The sequence below is a fragment of the Actinoplanes sp. NBRC 101535 genome (assembly GCF_030269225.1).
In the GTDB taxonomy this organism is placed as follows: Bacteria; Actinomycetota; Actinomycetes; order Mycobacteriales; family Micromonosporaceae; genus Actinoplanes; species Actinoplanes rectilineatus.
Genome location: NZ_BSSY01000004.1, coordinates 331,065 through 351,960, shown reverse-complemented (window position 1 = coordinate 351,960; position 20,896 = coordinate 331,065). Strand labels below are relative to the sequence as shown.

Annotated in this window: 14 protein-coding genes and 1 pseudogene; 4 read left to right on the top strand and 11 right to left on the bottom strand. The window is 71.2% G+C overall.

From position 1 onward, the window contains the following. Positions 1-59: 59 nt before the first annotated feature. The 5 genes from QSK32_RS13550 to QSK32_RS13530 all read right to left on the bottom strand — a co-directional run bounded on the left by QSK32_RS13550 (position 60) and on the right by QSK32_RS13530 (position 7,402). A complete protein-coding gene (locus QSK32_RS13550) occupies positions 60-2,594 on the bottom strand; it encodes an FtsX-like permease family protein (RefSeq protein ID WP_285472085.1) in 2,535 nt (844 codons plus the stop codon). After that, positions 2,591-3,370 carry an ABC transporter ATP-binding protein gene (locus QSK32_RS13545; RefSeq protein ID WP_285472084.1) on the bottom strand — a complete coding sequence of 260 codons (780 nt, stop codon included), beginning with the start codon at positions 3,368-3,370 and terminating at the stop codon, positions 2,591-2,593. Before QSK32_RS13545 ends, QSK32_RS13550 begins: the two co-directional genes overlap by 4 nt. A gap of 143 nt (positions 3,371-3,513) precedes the next feature. Further along, positions 3,514-4,158, bottom strand: coding sequence for a LuxR C-terminal-related transcriptional regulator (locus QSK32_RS13540; RefSeq protein WP_285472083.1), 645 nt, complete (start codon positions 4,156-4,158; stop codon positions 3,514-3,516). After that, entirely contained in the window at positions 4,146-5,369 is a 1,224-nt protein-coding gene (locus QSK32_RS13535; RefSeq protein ID WP_285472082.1) for a sensor histidine kinase, read from the bottom strand. Before QSK32_RS13535 ends, QSK32_RS13540 begins: the two co-directional genes overlap by 13 nt. After that, entirely contained in the window at positions 5,366-7,402 is a 2,037-nt protein-coding gene (locus tag QSK32_RS13530; protein ID WP_285472081.1) for a HEAT repeat domain-containing protein, read from the bottom strand. Before QSK32_RS13530 ends, QSK32_RS13535 begins: the two co-directional genes overlap by 4 nt. A 10-nt stretch (positions 7,403-7,412) precedes the next feature. Between QSK32_RS13530 and QSK32_RS13525 the strand changes: the two genes are divergently transcribed. Next, positions 7,413-8,387: a hypothetical protein gene (locus QSK32_RS13525; protein ID WP_285472080.1), complete on the top strand. Its 975-nt coding sequence runs from the start codon at positions 7,413-7,415 to the stop codon at positions 8,385-8,387. Positions 8,388-9,412: 1,025 nt separating this feature from the next. Here QSK32_RS13525 and QSK32_RS13520 read toward each other — a convergent pair. The 4 genes and pseudogenes from QSK32_RS13520 to QSK32_RS13505 all read right to left on the bottom strand — a co-directional run. Next, positions 9,413-9,655: a thioredoxin family protein gene (locus tag QSK32_RS13520; RefSeq protein ID WP_285472079.1), complete on the bottom strand. Its 243-nt coding sequence runs from the start codon at positions 9,653-9,655 to the stop codon at positions 9,413-9,415. Positions 9,656-9,668: 13 nt separating this feature from the next. Further along, positions 9,669-10,733, bottom strand: coding sequence for a permease (locus tag QSK32_RS13515; RefSeq protein WP_285472078.1), 1,065 nt, complete (start codon positions 10,731-10,733; stop codon positions 9,669-9,671). Next, a complete protein-coding gene (locus tag QSK32_RS13510) occupies positions 10,730-11,035 on the bottom strand; it encodes an ArsR/SmtB family transcription factor (protein WP_285472077.1) in 306 nt (101 codons plus the stop codon). Before QSK32_RS13510 ends, QSK32_RS13515 begins: the two co-directional genes overlap by 4 nt. Positions 11,036-11,181: 146 nt before the next feature. Next, a pseudogene (locus QSK32_RS13505) lies at positions 11,182-11,528 on the bottom strand (NAD(P)/FAD-dependent oxidoreductase); the annotation flags it as partial. Between the two features lie 382 nt (positions 11,529-11,910). On the opposite strand from QSK32_RS13505, the gene QSK32_RS13500 reads away from it, so the two are divergent. Beyond that, positions 11,911-14,598 carry an AfsR/SARP family transcriptional regulator gene (locus tag QSK32_RS13500; RefSeq protein ID WP_285472076.1) on the top strand — a complete coding sequence of 896 codons (2,688 nt, stop codon included), beginning with the start codon at positions 11,911-11,913 and terminating at the stop codon, positions 14,596-14,598. Between the two features lie 7 nt (positions 14,599-14,605). Here QSK32_RS13500 and QSK32_RS13495 read toward each other — a convergent pair whose 3' ends face one another. Together QSK32_RS13495 and QSK32_RS13490 are read right to left on the bottom strand one after the other, a co-directional pair. Then, positions 14,606-15,130, bottom strand: coding sequence for a helix-turn-helix transcriptional regulator (locus QSK32_RS13495; protein ID WP_285472075.1), 525 nt, complete (start codon positions 15,128-15,130; stop codon positions 14,606-14,608). A gap of 87 nt (positions 15,131-15,217) precedes the next feature. Further along, positions 15,218-15,973, bottom strand: coding sequence for a hypothetical protein (locus QSK32_RS13490; RefSeq protein WP_285472074.1), 756 nt, complete (start codon positions 15,971-15,973; stop codon positions 15,218-15,220). Between the two features lie 215 nt (positions 15,974-16,188). Between QSK32_RS13490 and QSK32_RS13485 the strand changes: the two genes are divergently transcribed. Further along, complete coding sequence (locus tag QSK32_RS13485; RefSeq protein WP_285472073.1) at positions 16,189-16,485, top strand: WXG100 family type VII secretion target; 297 nt, start codon at positions 16,189-16,191, stop codon at positions 16,483-16,485. A gap of 19 nt (positions 16,486-16,504) precedes the next feature. Next, the gene (locus tag QSK32_RS13480; RefSeq protein WP_285472252.1) at positions 16,505-20,893 is read left to right on the top strand and encodes an FtsK/SpoIIIE domain-containing protein; all 4,389 of its coding nucleotides are present in this window, start codon (positions 16,505-16,507) and stop codon (positions 20,891-20,893) included. Positions 20,894-20,896 lie beyond the last annotated feature (3 nt).

Genomic DNA, 20,896 nt, shown 5'->3' with positions numbered 1-20,896 from the left:
GGACCTTTCCCGGGGATGCCGAACGTGCTCCGAACAAACGCCGTCCACAGTGCTGGGTGTCAGCTCGCCCGCAGGGTGTCGAGGGCGCGGGAGCGCAGCGCCAGGCGGGCCGGCACGACGCCGCCGACGAGTCCGATGAACAGGGCGGCGGCGCAGATCAGTGCGTACGGGCCGGGGGCGAAGGGCAGCCACAGCGAGTGGGTGAAGATGTAGCCGTAGCCGAGCAGTGGCACTGCGGCGACGAGCGTGCCGAGGAGGATTCCGCCGGCCACGATGATCGCCGTCTCGCAGATCACGGCCCGGATGATGTACGCGGGCTGTGCCCCGGCGAGCCGCAGCAGTGCGAACTGCCCGCGTCGGGCCATGGCCGAGCTGACCAGCACATTGATGGCGGCGATTCCGGCGTAGCCGCCGATCAGGACGACGAGGAGATGGATGATCCAGGTGTCGCCGCTGCTCTGGGTCCGCAGGAATGCCATGAAGCCGTCCTTGGTGAGAGCCTCGACGTTCGGGTCCACGGAGCGCAGAGCGTCGATGCGGGCGGCGACGGCGGCGGGGTCCGCGCCGGCGTCGACCCGGACGAGCACCCCGGCGTCGTAGGGTTCGAGCAGGTGGGGCTGGGCCATCGAGCGTGGCATGAGGACGGACAGCGTGGCCGCGCCGGCGTCGAAGATCGCTGCCACCCGTACGCGTTGCGGGGTGCCGTCGTTGAGCAGCACGTCGGCCTGCTGTCCGGCGCGCCAGCCGTACTGGCTCGCCACGCCGCGGTCGACGGCGATCGAGCCGGCGCCGAAATCCTGCCACGCGCCTGCGGTCACCGGTACCCGGAACAACTCGCCCGCGGCGGCCGGGTCGACGGCCAGGGCCTCCACCGAGGAGCCGTCGCGCGGCACGAGAAGGCGCGTATTGATCATGCCGGTCGCCGCCGCGACGCCGGGTATGTCCGCGACCCGGCCGGCCAACCCGGGCGGCACGCCGAGCTGCTCGCTGCCGCGCACGGCGAGGTCGATGTGCAGCTGCTCGGCGTAGTTGCGGGCCTGCGCCTCGAAGGTGCCCTTCTCCTGGAAGATCAGCAGACACGCGAAAGCCACCATGAGCAGCAGCGGCGTGGTCACCCCGACGGCCCGGGACAGGTCGTTGCGGATCTGCCGGGTGGCCAGGAAGACGCCGAACGAGCGGCCCAGCAGCGGCGTGACCAGCCGCAGCAGCCCGGCGAGCAACTGCCGTCCGAGGAGCACCGCGGCCAGCACCAGGAAGGGCGCCGACAGGATGAACAACACTCCGGCCACGTCGATCGTGGTGTAGCCGCGGGTGCCCGCGACCACGGCGCCCGCGATGACGAAGTGGGCGGCGATGCCGAGCATCACGAAACCGGTGACGATCCGCAGCCGGCTCGACGGGGTGGGCTGGGCGTCGGCCGAGCGCATGGCTTCGGCCGGGGAGATCTTCGACGCCTTCCACGCGGGCAGGGTGCCGGCCAGGATCGCGGTGAGCACGGCGACGCCGGTGCCGGCCAGGAAGGGGGTCATGCCGACCTGCAGGCGTACGGAGTCCGCGATCATGCCCTGCGCCGCGAAGAACCGGATCCCCACGGCGCCGACGCCGACGCCGAGTAACCCGCCGAGCAACCCCGCGAACACGCCGATGAACGCGGCCTCGCCGACCACGAGGCGGCGTACCCGGGCGGGGGTGGCACCCACCGTGCGCAGCAGGGCGATCTCGCGGCGCCGCTGGTGCACGGACACGGACAGCGTGCTCGCGATGACCAGTGCCGCGATGCCCAGGGCGCTTGCCGCCATCAGCAGGACGAACTGGCTCGACCCGCCGGACAGCTCGGCCGTGCGCCGGTCCAGGATCAGCGCGTGCGACCGGTCGGCGGTCACCTCCGCCTCGGGCAGCGCGGCCCGCAGCGCGTTCCGCACCGCCGCCGGATCGCCGGACACCCTGACCAGGGCGAGCAGCGGGTCGCCGCCGAGTTCGGCCGCGCGGGCGTCGGTGAGCAGGACCGCGTGCTCATACTGGGAGCCGGGCCAGGTCACGATCCCGGTCAGCCGGTAGGCAGCCGTGCCCTTCAGCGTCACCAGCGTGACCTTCTCGCCGACTGTGACGCCGGCCGCCGCGGCGGTGTCCCGGTCCAGGACGACGTCGCCGGGCACCCGGGGCGCCGTGCCCTGGGTCAGCGTGACGGGTTCCGTGAGCGCGGTGCTCCACGGGTGCGCCCACGACCGCTTGGTGGTGTCGCCGATGGTCGCGCCGCCGGTCGAGACGTACGCGGGGGACGGGTTCTCGGTGGTGACCTCGGCGACGCCGTCCGTGGCGCGGATCCGCTCGAGTTGCCCGGCGGTCAGCCGGCGCCGGTCGGTGAGCGGCATCGTCCGGCCGTCGGCGGCGACCGCCTGGTCCGGCATCCGGACGACCAGGTCGGTGTTGCCGAGTGCCCAGGGCGTCGGGGCGCCGTCCGGGTTCGCGGCGGAGGCCGACTGCTGCAGGATCAGGGCCGCCGCCACCAGCGCGGCGCCGAGCATCACGGCGATGATCGAGCCGATCGCGGCCGGCCAGCGGGTACGCAGGCTGCGCCAGGCCATGGTGATCATGCGAGGCCCTCCAGCGCGGCGAGCCGGGCCAGCACGGTGTCTGCCGTCGGGCGGACGAGTTCCTCGACGAGCCGGCCGTCGCGCAGGAACAGGACCCGGTGCGCCCAGCCGGCCGCGAGCGGGTCGTGCGTCACCATGACGACCGTCTGCCCGGACTCGTCGACCGCTCGCCGGAAGAACCGCAGCACCTCCAGCCCGGTCCGCGAGTCCAGGTTGCCGGTCGGCTCGTCGGCGAACACCACCTCGGGCCGATACAGCAGCGCCCGGGCGACCGCGACGCGCTGCTGTTGACCGCCCGACAGCTCGGCGGGCCGGTGGGTCAGGCGGTCGCCCAGCTGTAGCGAGGTGACCAGGTGCGCCAGCCACTCCCGGTCGGCCCGGCGCCCGCCGAGCCGCTCGGCGAGCGTGATGTTCTCCTCGGCGCTCAGCGTCGGGATGAGGTTGAAGGCCTGGAAGACGAAGCCGAGCCGGTCGCGGCGCAGGGCCGTCAGACGCCGCTCCGACATCTGTGTCAGGTCGGCGCCGGCGATCGTGACCTGACCGGCGGTGGGCCGGTCGAGGCCGGCGACGCATTGCAGGAAGGTGGACTTGCCCGAACCCGAAGGACCCATGATCGCCGTGAACTGTCCGCGGCCGAAGTCGGCCGACACGTCGTCGAGCGCGGTGACCCGCGTGGCCCCCGACCCGTACGTCTTGGTCAGCCCGCGGACGGAGACGGCCTGGTCACCGTCGGGTTTGGGGGCGGTCTGCTTGGCGGATGTCTGTTCCGGACGCATGGATCAAGCTCATCAGGACAGGGCGTTCCGGACATCATCGTGGAGGTGAGTTCCGGGGGTAGTGCCAGCGTTACCTCCGGGGTACCGCTGCCTGGACCTCGTCCCGGTCGGCGACGTGAGCGGCCAGGGCCCGGAGCCGGCCGTCAGCCCTGCAGATAGGTCAGCACGGCGTGCACCCGGCGGTGATCGACGTGGCTGCGGGCCAGGTCGAGCTTGGCGAAGATGCCGTTGACGTGTTTGAGTACGGTCGCCTCGCTGATCGACAGGGTGGCGGCGATCGCGGTGTTGGTCCGGCCCTGGGCCATGAGGGCGAGCACCTCGGTCTCCCGCTCGGTCAGCCGCTCCAGCGGTGAGGCGTTGCGGCGGCGGCCGAGCAGTTGGCGCACCACCTCCGGGTCGATGACCGAGCCGCCGGCCGCGACCTCGTCGATCGCGCCGAGGAAGTCGTCCACGTGCCCGACCCGTTCCTTGAGCAGATAGCCCACGCCGCCGGTGCCCGAGGACAGCAGGTCGGTGGCGGACTGGTGGGTGACGTGCTGGCTGAACACGAGGATCCGCGCGCCCGGATCCTCCGCGCGGACCTGGACGGCGACCCGCAGCCCCTCGTCGCTGAAGTCCGGCGGCATGCGGACGTCGATGATCGACAGGTCCGGCCGATGCTCCCGGATCGCCGTGAGCAGGGCGTCGCGGTCGCCGGCCACCGCCACGATCTCGTGCCCGCCGGAGCCGAGTAACGCGACCAGACCCTCCCGGAGCAGGACGGAATCCTCACCGATCACGATGCGCACGGAAGCTCCATCGTGACGATCGTAGGACCCCCGGCCGGGCTGCGGACGAGCACCGTACCCCCGTACGCCTCGACCCGGTCGGCGATGCCGGCCAGCCCGCCGCCGGCCGGATCCGCCCCGCCCGTGCCGTCGTCGCGCACCTCGGCGACGATCCGGGCGCCGGTGGCCACGACCGACACCGAGGCTGCCGGCGCACCGCTGTGCTTGACCACGTTGGACAGCGCCTCGGAGATCGCGAACCACAGCGTGGACTCGATCCCCGCGGAGGGCCTGCGGGGCAGGTCCACGTGCAACTCGACGGGCAGCGGGTGATCGTCGGCCAGCTCGGCCAGCATCGCCGGTAGCCCCCGCTCGCGCAGCGTCGCCGGGTAGATGCCGTGGACCAGGTCGCGTAGCTCTCGCAGGGCACGGCCGGCGTCCTCGTGCGCCTTCTCGGCCAGCGTGCGGGCGTCCGGGTCGCCGTCGCGCAGGCGCACCCGCAACATGCCGAGGGTCATCAGCAGGGAGGTCAGTTGCTGCTGGGCACCGTCGTGCAGGTCCCGCTCGATCCGGCGCCGCTCGGACTCGAACCCGGCCACCACCCGGGTCCGTGACGCGGTGAGCTCCCGCACCCGGCTGCCCAGCACCACCTCCTGGTCGCCGACCAGCAGCGAGCGCACCACCAGCGCCCGGGCGGCGGTGATCGCGGTGATCAGATAGAGCCCGGCGGCCAGCAGCACCAGGCCCAGGACCGGGGCGAGTACGGCCCCGGGCAGGTGGGACGGGTCGAGACGCAACCAGGCGAGTACCTGCACCGCGTCGCCGCGCCGGCCGGCGGTGAGCGGGGCGAGGACCAGGGTCAGCGGGATGGCGAGCAGCATGAACGGTACGAGGAAGTCGACGACGCTGAGCGGCAGGAGCAGGAGGGCGTACCCCAGTTCCTGCCAGGTCGCCCGCTCCCGTAGCCGGTCGGCGAGCCACCCACCCGGGCCGGGCCGGGTGGGCCTCGTGTGCGGCGACGACGGCATGCCGCCCTGAACCCACGACAGACGCCGGCGTTCGACCGCGCCGAGTGGGATGCCGGCCCACGGTCCGAGCGGCAGGCAGATCATCAACCAGCCGTACGCGACCAGCGGCGAGCACAGCAGGTAACCCGCACACCGCCACGGCCACCAGGTGCCCAGCAGCCGCAACCGGCGGGCCGTCAGCGCGTCCCACGCCGTCTGTGTCATGCCGTGAGGACTGCGGTGAGGTCGCGTACCAGCGTCTCGTCGTTGCTGATGCTTCCGAATCGTCCTCCGCGTTCGGGGCGGGCGAGTTCTGCCCGGATCTGTGGCACCGCGGGTGCGGCGGCCGCGCCCATCCGTTTCAGGCAGGCGGCTACGTGATTGCCCGTCGCGGAGTTGTTCCGCCAGGCGTGCAGGAGCACGTCCAGCACGGCGGGAGCTTCCGGCTCACCGGCGACATCCCAGACGGCCGCGGCAGCGTGTACGCGATTCCAGTCATAGTCGGCCGTCAACAGTTCTCGCAGGCGGGGAAGGGCCGCCGCCGCTGGTGGGCCGATGCGGCCGAGCACGTCGGCCGCTTCTCGTAGCGCGAAGGTTTCGAGCAGCGCGAGGGCAGCCGGCATGACCTCGTCGCGGTCGCCGCTGACAGCCCAGAGGGTGGTGACCGCTGCGGCCCGGGTCCAGGTGTCCTCGACAGCGATGACCGATCGGATCTCGGCGAGCGCGGATGTCGCTGCCGGGCCGAGTGCGTGGAGGGCCGTCAGTGCGGATCGTGTGACGTCCCAGTTCTGCTGTCGGGCAGCGGCCACGAGTGTTTCGGTGACGATGGGCAGTGCGGACGGATCGCCGAGTCTCGTCAAGGCGGACAGGATGCCGTTCGCCTCGGACGGCCACTTCTCGGACAGGTCGGCGTCGCGTAGCCGATCGTGCAGGCGCGGCACCAACTGATCGGCTGCCTGCGGCAGTGCTCCGGCCACCTCGACGGCGAGCCAGGCGTCGACGTCGCTGTCCAATGCCACCCGCAGGCTGGGAAGTGCCCGAGCGTCGCCGAGCCGGGCCAGCGCCATGGCCGCTTTCTGGTGCAGTCGGCGCAGGTGTGGTCGCTGGGTCGTCCATCCGTCCGGCCCGTGGCTCGCGAGCCGGCCGGCCAGGGCCTCACGGGCGGGTTCGGCGATCGGGTGGTGCCGCTCCAGCAGCGTTGCCGCCTCGGCCGCGACCTCCAGATTGTTCGCGGCGAGTTGGGCGGCGACGAGCCGGATCAGAGCGCTGTGGTCGCCACGGAAGGCTTGGAGAAGATCGCTCGTCATCCGGATCGCGTCCAGCCGGACGCCGGGCTCGGGGCTGCTCAGCTGCGCGGTCAGGAGATCGGTGCGTTGCGAGACGCGTGCGCCCAGCGATTGGTGCAGTGTTCTCAGCAGATCCGTGGTGAGTGCGTAGCGCCGATCGGCGCGCTCCAGATCGTCGAACGCGGCGGAGACGAACGGCGGCACATCGTCGGCCGGTGGCGTGACCGGTGGCGGCTCTGGCCACGGCTGCTCCTGCGGTGCCGCGTCGGCGATCTCGCGCAACAGAGCGATCGCGGCCGGTACGAGATCGTCGCTGATCGCCTCCGGATCGCATCCGGCCTGGTGGATCAACGCGGCCAGCCGGAACTCGGGTTCCCCGAGCGGGTTCCGGACCAGGCCGGCGAGCCATGCCGTCGCGGCCGGCCTGATCTCCGGCAGTCGCCGGGTCAGCGTGGCTGTCGTCCGTGTCACCAGGAGGCGTTCGAGGAGGCAGAAACTCATCGCCGAGCGGTCCTGCAACACGGCGAGCGCCCGGTCGGCGTCGTCGAGGAAGAGGCCCAGGCTGGGGATGGCGGCCTGACGAACCCGGCAGTCGGCATCCGCGGTGAAGTCGGCGAACGCCTCCGCATGACTGCGCGCGAACGCTGCGGCGCCGATGAAGTCCGCATCGGCGTAGTCGGTATCACCCTGCCCGACCGCCTCCGTGCCGATGTTCACCAGCAGGGCGATGACCTTCTCACGATCCGGGGTGGCCGGATCACCGGCCAATTCGAGCAGGAACGGCAGGCTCGCTGTCGTGCTGGAGTAGACGCTGCCCTGGTGATGAACCTTGCTGTAGAAGTCGCCGAGCGCCCGGTCCCGTTCCCCGGCGTCGGGGGAACGCATCGCCTCCAGAAGTGCCGGCACCTCGTCGGCTGAGCCGTAGGCATGCTGCAATGACGCCCAGTCGACGTCATGAATCCCGCTGAACATGCCGGACACTATGCCCGGACCCACCGACAGTTCTCAGAGCTGGCTGGCTCCGGCCGCGACGACAACCGTTACAGTCGCGTTCGTGAGCGCAGATCAGGGTCTTGTCCGGGTGTCCGAATCGTTTGGCGTACGCCGTACCCGAGCCGGATCGATCCTCGCGGATGACGGGGCAAACTACCAGGTCAAGTGGGATGACACCGGTGAGGAGGAGCTTGTCCCGCGGGGCGCCGGCGTTCACGTCGCGACGAGGGGTTCGCTGCGTTTCCTGGCTCTGTCCGACTCCCGGCTGTTCCACGCCGTCTTCGCCCAAGAGCCCCTCGCGGTGGTTCTCCACCTGCTGGCCGAGTCGTCGGTCCCGCTGAAGGTGCGAGAGATCCGGGAGAGTCTGGCCGAGCTCGGTCTCCGGAACGAGACCTGGGCCCGGCACGGGCCCCGCGCCCTGGCGGTTCTGCCCAAGTGGCCGAATGTCGTCCGACGTCAGAAGGGCGACACTCTGGCCTACGTCTGGGTGGGGGACGACCTTCCCGACCTTCCGGCAGAGGCCGAGCCTGAACCGGAGCCGGCACCTATGCCCGCGCCTGTGTCGAAGCCTGCTCCTTCTCCCGTCAAGCCGATCGTGACGGCTGCGACACCGGCCGAACCGGCGGTGCCGTCTGCCGAGCGCCTTCGGCGCCAGATGAGCGCGGCGCGGAGCCTCGGCGAGGTCGCTCGCCTGCTCACGCTTCCGAGAGAGTTCGTGGCTGAGCTGTCGCCGGAGGTGGTCGCCTCCGCGCTCCGCCGGATCGCCGCTGAGGATCGGCTGGTCGCGGGCTTGCTCGACGCCCTGACCGCCTCCGGGCCGATCGGTGCGCTGACCGAGGAACTGGCGACGGCCCGGGCGGCGAACGCCGCACTCCAGAGCCGGGTCGATGAGCTGGAGGAGTGGTGGACGGCCCTTGAGCAGAGCACCGATCCGGGTGCCGCAATCCGTCAGCCGGGTAGCTGAGGAGCTTCGAGGGCATCGGAACGGGCGCGAATCACCGTCGAGCGGTTGACCCGCAGGGCCGCGACATCGAACACCCGCTGGCGGATAAGCACCTGCACAGCAGGTGGAGCCCGGCGACCCCGCTCCGCCGGGCGGGACGCGCGGTCTTCGCCGACCTGCTCGAACGGGGCCTCGACCCCGCACAACTGCACCTGGATGGCCGAGACGTCGACAACATCGTCATGCCGTACTTTGCCGGCTTTTCAATGCGCCGCATGAGGTCGATGGCGCGATGCCTGACCGATTTCGAGGGCAGGGAGTGGCTCGAGGTCGTCAACCCAACCCGGACCAAAGACCTCGGCGCTTTGCGGATCCTTCCCAGATCTCCGGCCGCCCTCGAACGGTTGTCCCGCGTGCGCCTATAGCAACGTTCACCGCGTCAGCCTCGGTCCCCACCAGGCCGAACAAGTCTCCGAGGACTGACCGACGGGGTAGGGCGGCAGCGATTTGTAACAAGGGGTTGCAGGTTTAAATCCTGTCAGCCCGACGTAACAAAAGGCCAGCATGGCTGGCCTTTTGTATTTCTGGACATTGATGCGCATACGGTGCCGCGACACGTATTTTGCACGTACGCGCGTACGGGTTACGCCGGGATTCCGGATGATCTCCGTGGCCGGTTCGTGCTCGGTAGTTCTTGAGTCCTCTCTCTGGGTCTGCCTCGCTGTTGGGGCGTCCGGTCGAGCAGGACGTTCATGGCTGGAGTGATCAGCTCTCGAGGTGACGGGTCGCCTTGTCGGTGACGTCGAACGCCGATGCGATGCCGCCTTCTATGCGGATGATTGTGACACCTGGATGACACGAACGCTCGTACGGTGATCTTCATCTGTTCGGCCGGTCCTGTAGGGCCGGTGAGTCCATGATCGTGGTTGGTGGCGGGGTGCGGAAGCTGGCTGTGGTTGGCTCGTGTTGTCCGTGGTGGTCCCGGCGGTCGACCGATTGGCCTGCGGCGTACCGAGATCGGATGAAGGGCCCGTCGGTGTTGGCGGTCAGACGGCTGTGCTGGTCAGCAGATCCCGTAGTTGGGCCGCGGTGGGGATGTGTCCGGCGAGGACGACGTGCTCGTTGACGACGAGGGCGGGTGTGCTCATGACGCCGTAGCCGACGATGGTGGGATAGTCGGTGACGCTGGTGACCTCGGCGGTCAGGTTCAGTTCGGCGAGCGTGTCGCGGGTGATTCTCTCCAAGGTGTGGCAGTTGGTGCAGCCAGGCCCGAGGATCTTGATGATCATGGTGCCGGTCCTTTCAGAGGATTGCGTTGAACAGGTAGCCGGTGACCACGATGGCGGTGGCGACCACGCCGACGAAGGTGGCGAGCAGCGGTGGTTTGAGGACGCGGCGCAGCAGGATCAGTTCGGGTAGCGAGAGCGCGACGACGCTCATCATGAATGCCAGGACGGTGCCGATCGCCATGCCTTTGGCGTAGAGGACCTCGACCAGGGGCAGGATGCCGGCGGCGTTGGAGTACAGCGGCACTCCGATGGCCACGGCGATCAGTGGGCCGAACGGGTTGTCCGGCCCGGCGGCGCGGGTGAAGAAGTCCGCGGGTGCCCAGCCGTGGATCACCGCGCCGAGGCCGATTCCGGCGAGCAGGTAGGGCCACACCTTCCGCAGGATCGTGGCGACCTCCTCGCGGCCCATCGTGACGCGGTCCGACCAGGTCAGCTGTTGCCCCGGCACGACGGGCGTGCCGCGTAGCGTGGTCTGGTAGACGAACTCCTCCACCCAGCGTGCCGGGCTGATCCGGCCGAGGACGTATCCGGAGATCGCGGCGATCAGCAGTCCGGAGATCACGTAGAGGACGGCGATACGGGCGCCGAACATGCCGTAGAGCAGCACGACGGCGACCTCGTTGATGAGCGGGCTGGCGATCAGGAACGACAGGGTCACGCCGAGGGGGACTCCGGCGGTGACGAAGCCGATGAACGCGGGCACCGCGGAGCAGGAACAGAACGGTGTGGCGACACCGAGTCCCGCTGCGGCGAGGTTGGTGACTCCTTCGCGGCGTCCGCCCAGCAGGGCTCGGGTGCGTTCCAGGCTGAGGTAGGAGCGGGCGATCGTGATCACGAAGATGATGCCGGTGAGCAGCAGCAGGATCTTGACGCTGTCGTCGAGGAAGAAGTGCACGCCCGAGCCCAGCCGGGATCCGGCGTCCAGGTCCAGCCATTCGTAGACGACCAGGTCCCACCACGGCTGGTTCAGTTGGTACGCGGCCAGCCATGCGCAGGCCACGGCCACCAGGGTGGCACCCTGGGCGGCCGGTCGGTGCCAGCCGCTGACGGCCGGTGCGGGTACCCAGTTGCTGGTCATCGCGGCCTCCCGGGAAAGGTGGGCAGCGCGGCCTGGAGACGGACGGCGGCATCACCGGCGATGGTGTAGTCGATCCAGCGGCCGCGTCGCCGGGTGGTCACCAGGCCTGCCTCACGCAGCGCCTTGAGGTGGTACGACAGCAGGTTCGGTGCTACCGCGGCGACCGGCTGCAGATCGCAGACGCATCGGGTCCGGCCGTCGGCCAGATGGGTGAGCAGCCGCCACCGCACCGGGTCGGCGACCACGTCCAGCAGCGCCGCCGATTCGATCGGGGTTGCTGCAATCGCCGTTGAAGTGTTCACCCCCGCAGCGTCCACCCGCCGTCGTCGGCCTGCGTAGATCCTGTCGACTCGTTCGACAAGGACTGATGGGCCGTCGGCGTCTTGCACCGTGGAAGCCGTGAACTGTTCGTCTGTCGCCTCGATGCCGGGCACCAAGCCACCGGTGCATCCTCGGTGGCGAACACGCCGGCGACGTGGGTCCGGGTGCTGGGCGAGTCGCCCTTCACGTAGCCCTCGTCGTCGAGCTCGATCTTGCCCTTGAACAGCTCGCTGCGCGGGTCGTGCCCGATCGCCACGAAGACGCCGGTCACATCGAGAACTTGGACTCACCGGTCTGCACGTACTTCAGACGGGCACCGGCGACCTTGCCGTCGGAGCCGAGGATCTCCTCGACCACCGAGTTCCACTCGACCTTGATCTTCGGGTTGTCCAGCGCCCGCTTCTGCATGACCTTGCTGGCCCGGAAGGAGTCGCGGCGGTGCACGATCGTCACGGTCTCGGCGAACCGGGTCAGGTTCTACCGGTGACGTTCTCTGGCCGGCCGACGCGTGGCTGACCTGGTGTCCGGTGGCTTCCACGGGCCGACCAACACCGAGATCAGCGCCGCTGAGAGGAGGCGGATCTTGGCTGACATCCGTTCCGGACTCCGTCACCGAACGCCTGACGAAGATCCAAGAAGTCCGCAGCACGTGGCTTCCACCTTCACCACGGCCTGCGATCATGACCAGGCGCCGCGTGTCGCGGCTCGTATCAACCGGGAGTGCCCGCAGCGTGCCGGCTCACCACGAGGCTGAACAGATCGGTCCATATCGACATCTCATAGTTGAACTTCGGCGACAGAGAACCTGTCGCTGATCTTCAAGGCAGCGCGGGCCCGTGACGTCTACCGTCGCCGCGTGGATCTTCTGCCCGGATTGTGGGTCGAGGGGTTCGGGCCTCTTCGCGCGTATGCCTGTGGTGCTGAGATCGATCTCGGGCCGCCCAAGCAGCGGGCCGTCTTCGCGCTGCTCGCCCACGGTGGAGCCGGGATGGTGTCGCGGGCCGAAATCGTCGACGGGGTCTGGGGCGAGTCGCCGCCCAGCACGGCGGCGGGCAGTGTGCACACGTACGTGTCCGGGTTACGGCGTGTGCTCGGCCCTGCCAAGGGCCTGCTGATCGCCGACCGGAACGGGTACGGCCTGCGGATCCACCGGGATCTGTTCGACATCACCCGGGCCGAGGATCTGGCCGTCCGGGCGCGTGCGAGCCGGGCCCTCGGCGCGTACGAGCAGGCGCTGGAGCAGTGGCCGGCCGGCCCGGTATTGACCGGGGTGCCGGGCCCGCATGCGGCCCGGGAACGCAGCCGTCTGACCGGGCTGCGACTGCAGGTGCTGATCGAGTACGCCGAACTGGCCCCGCAGGACAGGCTGCCCGAGGTGGCAGGTCAGCTGCTTGCCGAGGTCTCCGGGCATCCGCTGGACGAGCGGCTGTGCGGTGTGCTGATGAGCGTGCTGCACCGGGTGGGCCGTACCGGTGATGCGCTGGCCCTCTACGGCGCGTTGCGACGGCGGCTCGTCGCGGAGCTGGGCATCGGCCCGTCCCCGGCGTTGCAGGCCGTGCACGGTGCGATTCTGGCCGACGACCGTGGTGACGTCGGCGACCCGCCGCCGTCCGCGGCCGTCACTGTCGGCGGGCCGGTGCGCCCGGCGCAACTGCCACCGGGCAGTGACCTGTTCGTCGGGCGGGCCGACGAGATGCTTGCCGTGGTGCGTGCCGCGGCCGGGGACGTGACGTCGCGGTGCCGTACCGTGCTGGTCGCCGGTGTCGGCGGGATCGGCAAGACCGCCCTCGCGGTCCGGGCCGCGCAGCTGGTGCGGGACAGCTATCCGGACGGTCAGCTCTATCTCGACCTGCGGGGTTTCGACCCGGACCGGGCAGCGCTCACCCCGGATGCCGCGCTGCGGCACCTGCTGACCTCGGTGGGTGCCCCGCGGATTCCGGCTTCCCGGACCGGCCGGGTCGCGTTGTGGCGCAGCATGACTGTCGGCCGTCGGCTTCTCTTGGTGCTCGACGATGCCGCGTGCGCCGCCCAGGTCGAGGATCTGCTGCCCGGCGGGGACTCCTGCTTCACCGTGGTGACCAGCCGTGGCCGGCTGTCCAGCCTGGCCGTGCACCATGCGGCCCGGCGTATCACGCTGGGTCCGTTGGCCGAGCGGGACGCGGTGGAGTTGCTGACCGTGGCGTTGGGTGCGTACCGGGTGCGCACCGATCCGGAGGCGGCCCGGCGGCTCTCGGTATTGTGCGGCTACTCGCCGATGGCCCTGATGATCGCGGTGGAGCGGGTGTCCTCGGCGCCGGAGGGGGAGCTTGGCGCAGCGGTGGCGGAGGGGCCGGGCCGGTTGGACACGCTGCAGGTGGCCGGGGAGCCGCTGCTGTCGGTCCGCCGGTCGCTGGCCGGGACGGTCGTGGTGCTCGACGACGCGGCGGGCCGCGCGTTCCGGCTGCTCGGTGTCTTTCCCGGTCCCGCGCTGACCGCCGGTGCCGCCGCCGCGCTCTTCGGCACCGGGCCGGAGGAGGGTGGTGTGCTGCTGGACCGACTGATCGAGTTGTGCCTGCTGGAGCGGCGTGACCAATGGTTCGGCGCCGACGAGCTGACCCGGGCGTACGCGGGGGAGCTGGCCGCCGAACTGCCGGAGCCGGAGCGGCGGGCGGCACTGTCGCGGGTCTTGGACTGGTACCGGGCCATGCTGACGCGCGGAGACGAACGCGATCTCCGCGACTGGTGTGCCGCCGAGTGGCGCAATCTGACCGCGCTGATCACCGCCGCCGAGCAGGCCGCCCTGCATGCCGCCGCGTGGCGGCTGGCCGGGCTGATGACCGGGCAGTTCATCGCGGTGGGCCGCCCGCTGGAGTGGCTGGACCTGCTGCGTGTGGCGCTGCGTGCGGCCGAGGCCGACGGGGACCGGGCCGCTCGGGCCGTCCTGCTCGGGTTCCGGGCCACCGCGTACTGCCGGCTGGGCCAGTCCGGTGTCGCGATCCCGCAGATGCAGGCGGCGCTGGACCTGCTGACCGAGCCGGGCGACCGGCGCAACCGGATCACCGTGCTCCTGCTGATGGGCGGCACGCTGCGCCGGGCCGGCCGGTACGACGACGCCTTGGTCCGGGCCACCGAGGCGGGGGAGCTGGCGCGGGCCGGCGGGGACGACCAGTCTCAGGCTCGGGCACTCGCCCTGCTCTGCCAGCTGCACGCCGACACCGGGCGATGGGCGGAGGCACTGCGCCACGGCGGCACCGGGATGGCGTACGCCCGGCGGGCCGGTAGCCCGATGCTGGTGACCCGGTTGCACCTCGGGCTGGCCCTGGCCCATTCCGGTCTGGGCCAGGCCGGGGAGGCCGAGCGGTCGTACCGGGAGGCCGCCCGGATCAGTCAGGGGGCCGGCGACCGTTTCCACGAGGCTCGCGCCCTGTTCGGACTGGCCCGGTTGGCGGTGGGGGAGCCGGTTTCCGCGTCGGTGCTGGCCCGCCGGGCGCTGGCCCGGTTCGAGGACCTCGACGTCGGTGAGGCCAACGAGGTGCGGTTGTTCCTGGCCGGCTGCGAGACCTGAGCCGCGGTCAGGTGCGGCCCTGTTGCCAGATCAGGACGGCCTCGACCCGGTTGCGGGCGCCGAGCTTGGCGAAGATCCGGTTCACGTGGTTCTTCACGGTCTTCCGCTGGATCCGCAGGTGGGTGGCGATGGCGGTATTGTCCAGCCCACGACCGATCGACTCCAGCACCTGCGCCTCACGCGGGGACAACACCGCGGTGGCGTCGGTGGCCGAGGCCCGGGGCGCGGTGTCCTGCGCCGCTGCGGTCCGGGCCTTGGGCAGCACGTTCAGCCGGTAGCGGGCCGTGGCCGGACCCCGGCGGCGGGCGTGTGGACCGGCCATCCCCTTGATCGCGGCGGCGATCGCGGTCCCGGCCACCGGGGTGCCGGTGACAGGGGTGATCAGCACCTCGACGGTGGGGAGGCCGTCGATGCGCACGTTCAGGCCCTTGACGGCGAACTCGTGCCGGATGTGGGCCAGGATCTCCGGGCTGGATACGGCGATGCGCAGCCACCCAGCACCCCGGTCCGGTACGACGGACTCACTCGACATGGCGGTCAGTGTCGCCACCGGTGGTGTCCGGGTCCTTCACATTCGCTCCAGACGGACCGGTACGTGCGGTGACGCCCGCGATGACGGTCAGGCGGCGCGCAGGCGTACCGGCTGCGCCAGTAGCCCGGTGTCCACCGACCCGTCCATCCCGACGACGAAGCGCCAGACCGGGTCGGCGGGTCCGGCGGTCACCACCGACCAGCGGCGTACCCGCTCTGCCAGCAGCAGGTCGACCTGGTAGCGGTCGCGTCGCTGGGGTGGAACCGCGAACAGCAGGACACCGGCGTCCATACCGGTCAGCAGCGGTCCCGCCTCGGCGAGCCGGCCGACGTCCAAGCCGGTGAAGCCGGGATCGGGCTCGAAACCCACCCGGACCACCCGCAGCCCACCTGACCACGGTGCGGCGGTGAGCCGCCGTGCCCACGACCGGATCAGGCTGCCGGCCAGCCCGAGATCGCCCTCCAGACCGATCACGCCGGGGGCCGCGGCGAGGTTGAGCAGCAGCCGCGCGTCGCCGACCGTACCGAGGGAGACCAGCGCCGGGCAGGGATGGGGCAGCCGGTCGTCCACCGGGGCCCGGTCCAGCCGGTTCAGTTCGGTGCTCCAAATGCGGCCTGGCGGTTCGGCGAACCAGCCCGGCGGGGGCGCGAGGTCGGGTCCGGTCAGCCTCAGCGTGATCGTCGCCGGGCCCAGCTCGACAGTGCCGATGCCGGGTGCCGGCCGGCCCTGCTGACGGCAGCCGGTCGCCAGCGCCCGGACCGCCCGGTCGACGGTCCAGGCGCCGGCCCGCTCGTACGCCCGGGGCTCATGGCTGTCCTGCGCGGCTGGTCCCCGCCCGTTCATCGTCGGCTCCTTCACCGCTGTCGCCCGCCGTCCGGGCTGTCCGAAATCGTGGGTGCCGTGGTCTCGGGTGTCAACGACGGGCGTGGGCCCCTGGGCCCAGGCGGACTACGTCCGATCTGGACTATCCACGCTCATGGTTCCTAATTTGTACGGCGTTGCCGATCGAGGTGGTCGGCGTACGGTGCGGCTCGCAAACCCCCGAAGGGACGACCCCCATGGCGAATCTGAACATCACCTACCAGGAGATGTCGGACAGCGCGACCCGGATGCGGAACAACAAGAACGAGGTCGACGCCCGGCTCACCGAGTGCAAGTCGATCGTCGACGACCTGACCGCCTCCGGGTTCGTCACCGACCAGGCGTCCGGCCGTTTCGGTGAGGTCCACACCGAGTTCGTCGGCGCGGCCAACGAGCTGATGGAGAACCTGACTCTGCTCTCCGAGTGGCTCGACCAGGCCGTGGCGGCCATGCAGGACATGGACACGCAGCTCGCCGGCTCGCTCAACCAGTAAACGGGGAAGCACCGTGCGCATGCTGATCACCCTGGCGTCCCCGCCCGCGTGGTCGGCCGACGTGGTCGTGGACGCCGAACCGGTCACCCCGGTGCGGGACATCGTCAAGAACCTGCTGGACAACCTCGACCCCGTGCACGGCGCCGCTCTGCCCGCCGGTCCGGTCCACCTCGGCGACCGGCCGCTGAACCTCGATGCGCCGCTGTCCGCCAGCGGTCTGCGGGACGGCTCGGTGCTCTGGTTCGGCGGGCCGGGCCCGGCGCCGTTCGCTGTCGGCGGGCTGGTCACCGTCCGTGCGGTGGCCGGCGCCGACGCCGGCCGGATCTGGTCGCTGGGCCCGGGCGAACACCGGATCGGGTCGTCCGGCGTCTGTGCCGTGCGCCTCTCCGGTGATGTGGCGCCGGTGGCCGGGACCGTCCGGGTCACCTTCGGCGCGCAGTGTTTCGTCCGCCCGGACGCCGTCGGTCTGCTGCTCGACCGGGCCGCGTTGGCCGCGGGTGAGACCGCCTGGCGTGAGACCGCCCAGCTGGCGGTCGGCGGTACGGTCCTGGAAGCACACCCGGTTCTCTGCCCCGACGCGGACATCGCGCCGTCGGAGGAGAGCGAGTACCTGGATTACAACCGTCCGCCGCGGCTGCTGCCGCCGGTACGCCGGGACAAGTTCAAGATCCCGGCGGCGCCGAAGCCCCCGAATCCGAACGCCCTGCCGTGGCTGGCGGCGGCGCTGCCGGCGGTGTTCGGTGCGGTGATGGCCACGGTGCTGGGCAACCCGGTCTACCTGATGTTCGCGGCCATGTCGCCGCTGATGGTGCTGGGCAACTGGTACAACAACCGTCGCCAGGGCGGGCGCAGTCACCGCAGTCAGCTCGACGAGCACCACCGCCGGGTGGCCGCGATCGAGGCGGACATCGAGGAGACCCTGGTCCTGGAGCGCCACGACCGGCGGGTGGCTACCCCGGACCCGGCCGAGATGCAGATCATGGCGACCGGTCCGTACGCCCGCCTCTGGGAACGCCGACGCACGGACCCGGACCATCTGGTGGTCCGTGCCGGGACCGCGGATCTGCCCAGTGCGATCAAGGTCGATCGGGCCGGTGACGACCGCCCGGCCGAGCCGCGGTGGCTGCAGGACGTGCCGGTCACCCTCTCGCTGGTGGAGTCCGGTGTGGTGGGGGTGGCCGGCCGCGACGACTGGCCGCGCCGGCTGGCCCGGTGGTTGGCCGGTCAGCTGGCGGTCATGCAGAGCCCCCGTGACCTGCAGCTTTACATCCTGACCGACCCGTCGGGCGGGCCGCTGTGGGAGTGGGCGGTCTGGCTGCCGCACACCCGGCCCGGGCTCGGCCAGCAGACTCTCACCCTGCTGGGTACCGACGCCGAGACGATCGCCCGCCGCGTCGCCGAGCTGATCGAGCTGATAGACGGCCGCCGCCAGGCCCGCCTCGACGCCGGCCGGCACCACGTCAGCAGCGACCCGGACGTGGTGGTGGTGCTCGACGGCGCCCGGCGGCTGCGGGCCCTGCCCGGGGTGGTGTCCATCCTGCTTGCCGGCCCGTCTGTCGGTGTCTACTTCATCTGCGTCGACGCCGACGAGCGGACCCTGCCCGAGGAGTGCTCCACGGTGCTCGCCGGCGGTGACGGGCTGCGGACCACCCTGCGCCGGCAGCGCACCGCCCAGGTCGACGACGTCCGGGTCGACGAGGTGGTCGACGACTGGTACACCACCGTGGCCCGCCGGCTCGCCCCGGTCCGCGACGTCAGCGACACCCAGGGCGAGGCCGCGTTGCCGCCGTCGGCCCGGCTGCTCGAGGTGCTCGGCCTGCAAGACCCGACACCGGCCGCGCTCAGTGCACGGTGGGCGGCCTCACCGCGCGGCACCCGCGCCCCGATCGGGTACAGCCTGGACGGCCCGTTCGCCCTCGACCTGGTGCAGCACGGGCCGCACGGCCTGGTGGCCGGCACCACCGGCTCCGGCAAGTCGGAGTTCCTGCAGACGGTGGTCGCCTCTCTGGCCGTCGCCAACCGTCCGGACGCGATGAACTTCGTGCTGGTCGACTACAAGGGCGGCGCGGCTTTCAAGGACTGTGTCGACCTGCCGCACACCGTCGGCATGGTGACCGACCTCGACACGCATCTCGTCGAGCGGGCGCTCACCTCGCTGGCCGCGGAGCTGACCCACCGCGAGCACGTGCTGGCCGCGGTCGGTGCCAAGGATCTCGAGGACTACGTCGACTACGCCACTCGGCGGCCGGTGCCCGAGACGATCCCGCGGCTTCTGATCGTCATCGACGAGTTCGCCTCGATGGCCCGTGAGCTTCCCGACTTCGTCACCGGCCTGGTCAACATCGCCCAGCGGGGGCGGTCGCTGGGCATCCACCTGATTCTGGCCACTCAGCGGCCCTCCGGGGTGGTCTCCGCCGAGATCCGGGCCAACACCAACCTGCGGATCGCGTTGCGGGTCACCGACCCGGCCGAGAGCACCGATGTCATCGACGCCCGGGAGGCGGCGAGCATCTCGGCGGCGAACCCGGGCCGGGGGTACGCGCGGCTGGGCCACAGTTCGCTGATCCCGTTCCAGACCGGCCGGGTCGGCGGGCGCCGGCCGCAGGAACGGGCCACCGTCACGGTGGCGGCGCCGTTCCTGCGTCAGGTGAGCTGGCTCGATCTGGGCCGTCCGGCGCCGCAACGGCCACGGGGCAAGGTCGAGGTGGACGAGGCGACCGATCTGTCGGTACTGGTCGCCGCGATCCGTACCACCAACGACATGCTCGGTGTCCCGGCGCAGCGGCGGCCCTGGCTGCCCCCGCTGTCGGCGGTGCACGTGCTCGATCTGAACCGGGAACCAGCCCGGGACTCCCGGGGCGAACCGTCGTTCGTGTGGGGTGTGCAGGATCTGCCGCGTACCCAACAGCAGTTGCCGTTGACCATCGACCTGTCCACCTTCGGGCACCTGCACATCGCGGGTGCGCCCCGGTCCGGGCGGTCGCAGGCGCTGCGGACCATAGCGGCGGCCGCGGCCAGTGCGGCGAGCGTCGCCGACCTGCACCTGTACGGCCTGGACTGCGGCAACGGAGCCCTGTTGCCGCTGACCCGTTTCCCGCACTGCGGGGCGGTCGCCCAACGTTCCGAGGTGGACCGGGCGAGCCGGTTGCTGAACCGGCTGCACGCCGAGGTGCAGCGCCGCCAGCAGCTGCTCGGCGAGGGCGGGTTCGCCGACGTCACCGAGCAACGCGGCACGGTGCCGACCGCCGAGCGGCTGCCGCACATCCTGCTGCTGGTCGACCGGTGGGAAGGCTTCATGGGTTCGCTCAGCGAACACGACGGCGGCGCGCTGACCGACCTGATCCACACCCTGCTGCGGGAGGGCGCCAGCGCCGGGGTCCACGTCGTGATCGCCGGCGACCACGCCCTGCTCAGTGGCCGGATCAGCTCGCTGTGCGAGGAGAAGCTGGTGTTGCGGCTCTCCGACCGTACCGATGCGGCGCTCGCGGGTTTGAATCCGCGCAAGATCCCGGAGAGCATGGCGCCGGGGCGTGCCTATCGGGCGCCCAGCGGTGTCGAGACGCAGGTCGCCCTGATCACCGGCGATCCGGCCGGCCCGGCCCAGGTCGCCGCCATGCACGAGCTGGCCACGGCGTTGACCGGGCGGGAGGCCGGGGTGCCCAAGACGAGGAGGCCCGCCCGGATCGCGTTGATGCCCAGCAAGATGGACTTCGAGCAGGTCTGGGAGCAGGTCGAGCGGCCGGTGACGCTGTGGGCACTGCTCGGTGTCGGCGGCGACGAACTGGAGCCGGTCGGCGTCGATCTGGGCGGCGGGCCGCCGACCTTCCTGATCGCCGGGCCCGCGCAGTCCGGGCGCAGTACCGCGCTCGGGGTGATGGCGGAGTCGCTGCTGCGCGGCGGCACCGAGCTGGTGATCGGCGCCCCGATGCGGTCACCGTTGCGGGAGCTGGCCGGGCGTACCGGTGTGCGCGGGATCCTCACCGGTGACGCACCGGCCGAGGCGGAGTTCGCCGCGCTGGTCGATCCCGGGGAGGGGCCGGTCGCGCTGCTGATCGACGACGCCGAGGTGTGGCGCGACATCGCGGCCCGCGACTACCTGCGGCGGCTGATCCGTGGGGCCGCGGGCAACCGGCGTGCGGTCGTGCTGGCCGGGGATGTCGCCTCGGTGGCGATGGGTTTCTCCGGCTGGCAGATCGAGGTCAAGAAGAACCGGCGGGGCGCGCTGCTGTCGCCGCCCACGATGAGCGCCGGCGATCTGGTCGGGGTGCGCCTGCCCCGGTCCGCGATCGCCGATCGGGTGGTGCCCGGCGCCGCCCGGGTCCACCTGGGCAGCGGTGACCTGCAGGCGGTCCAGATTCCCCTGCTGCACGCGGATCCGGGCGGATCGCCCGGCGAGAGGAAGTGGTGAGCG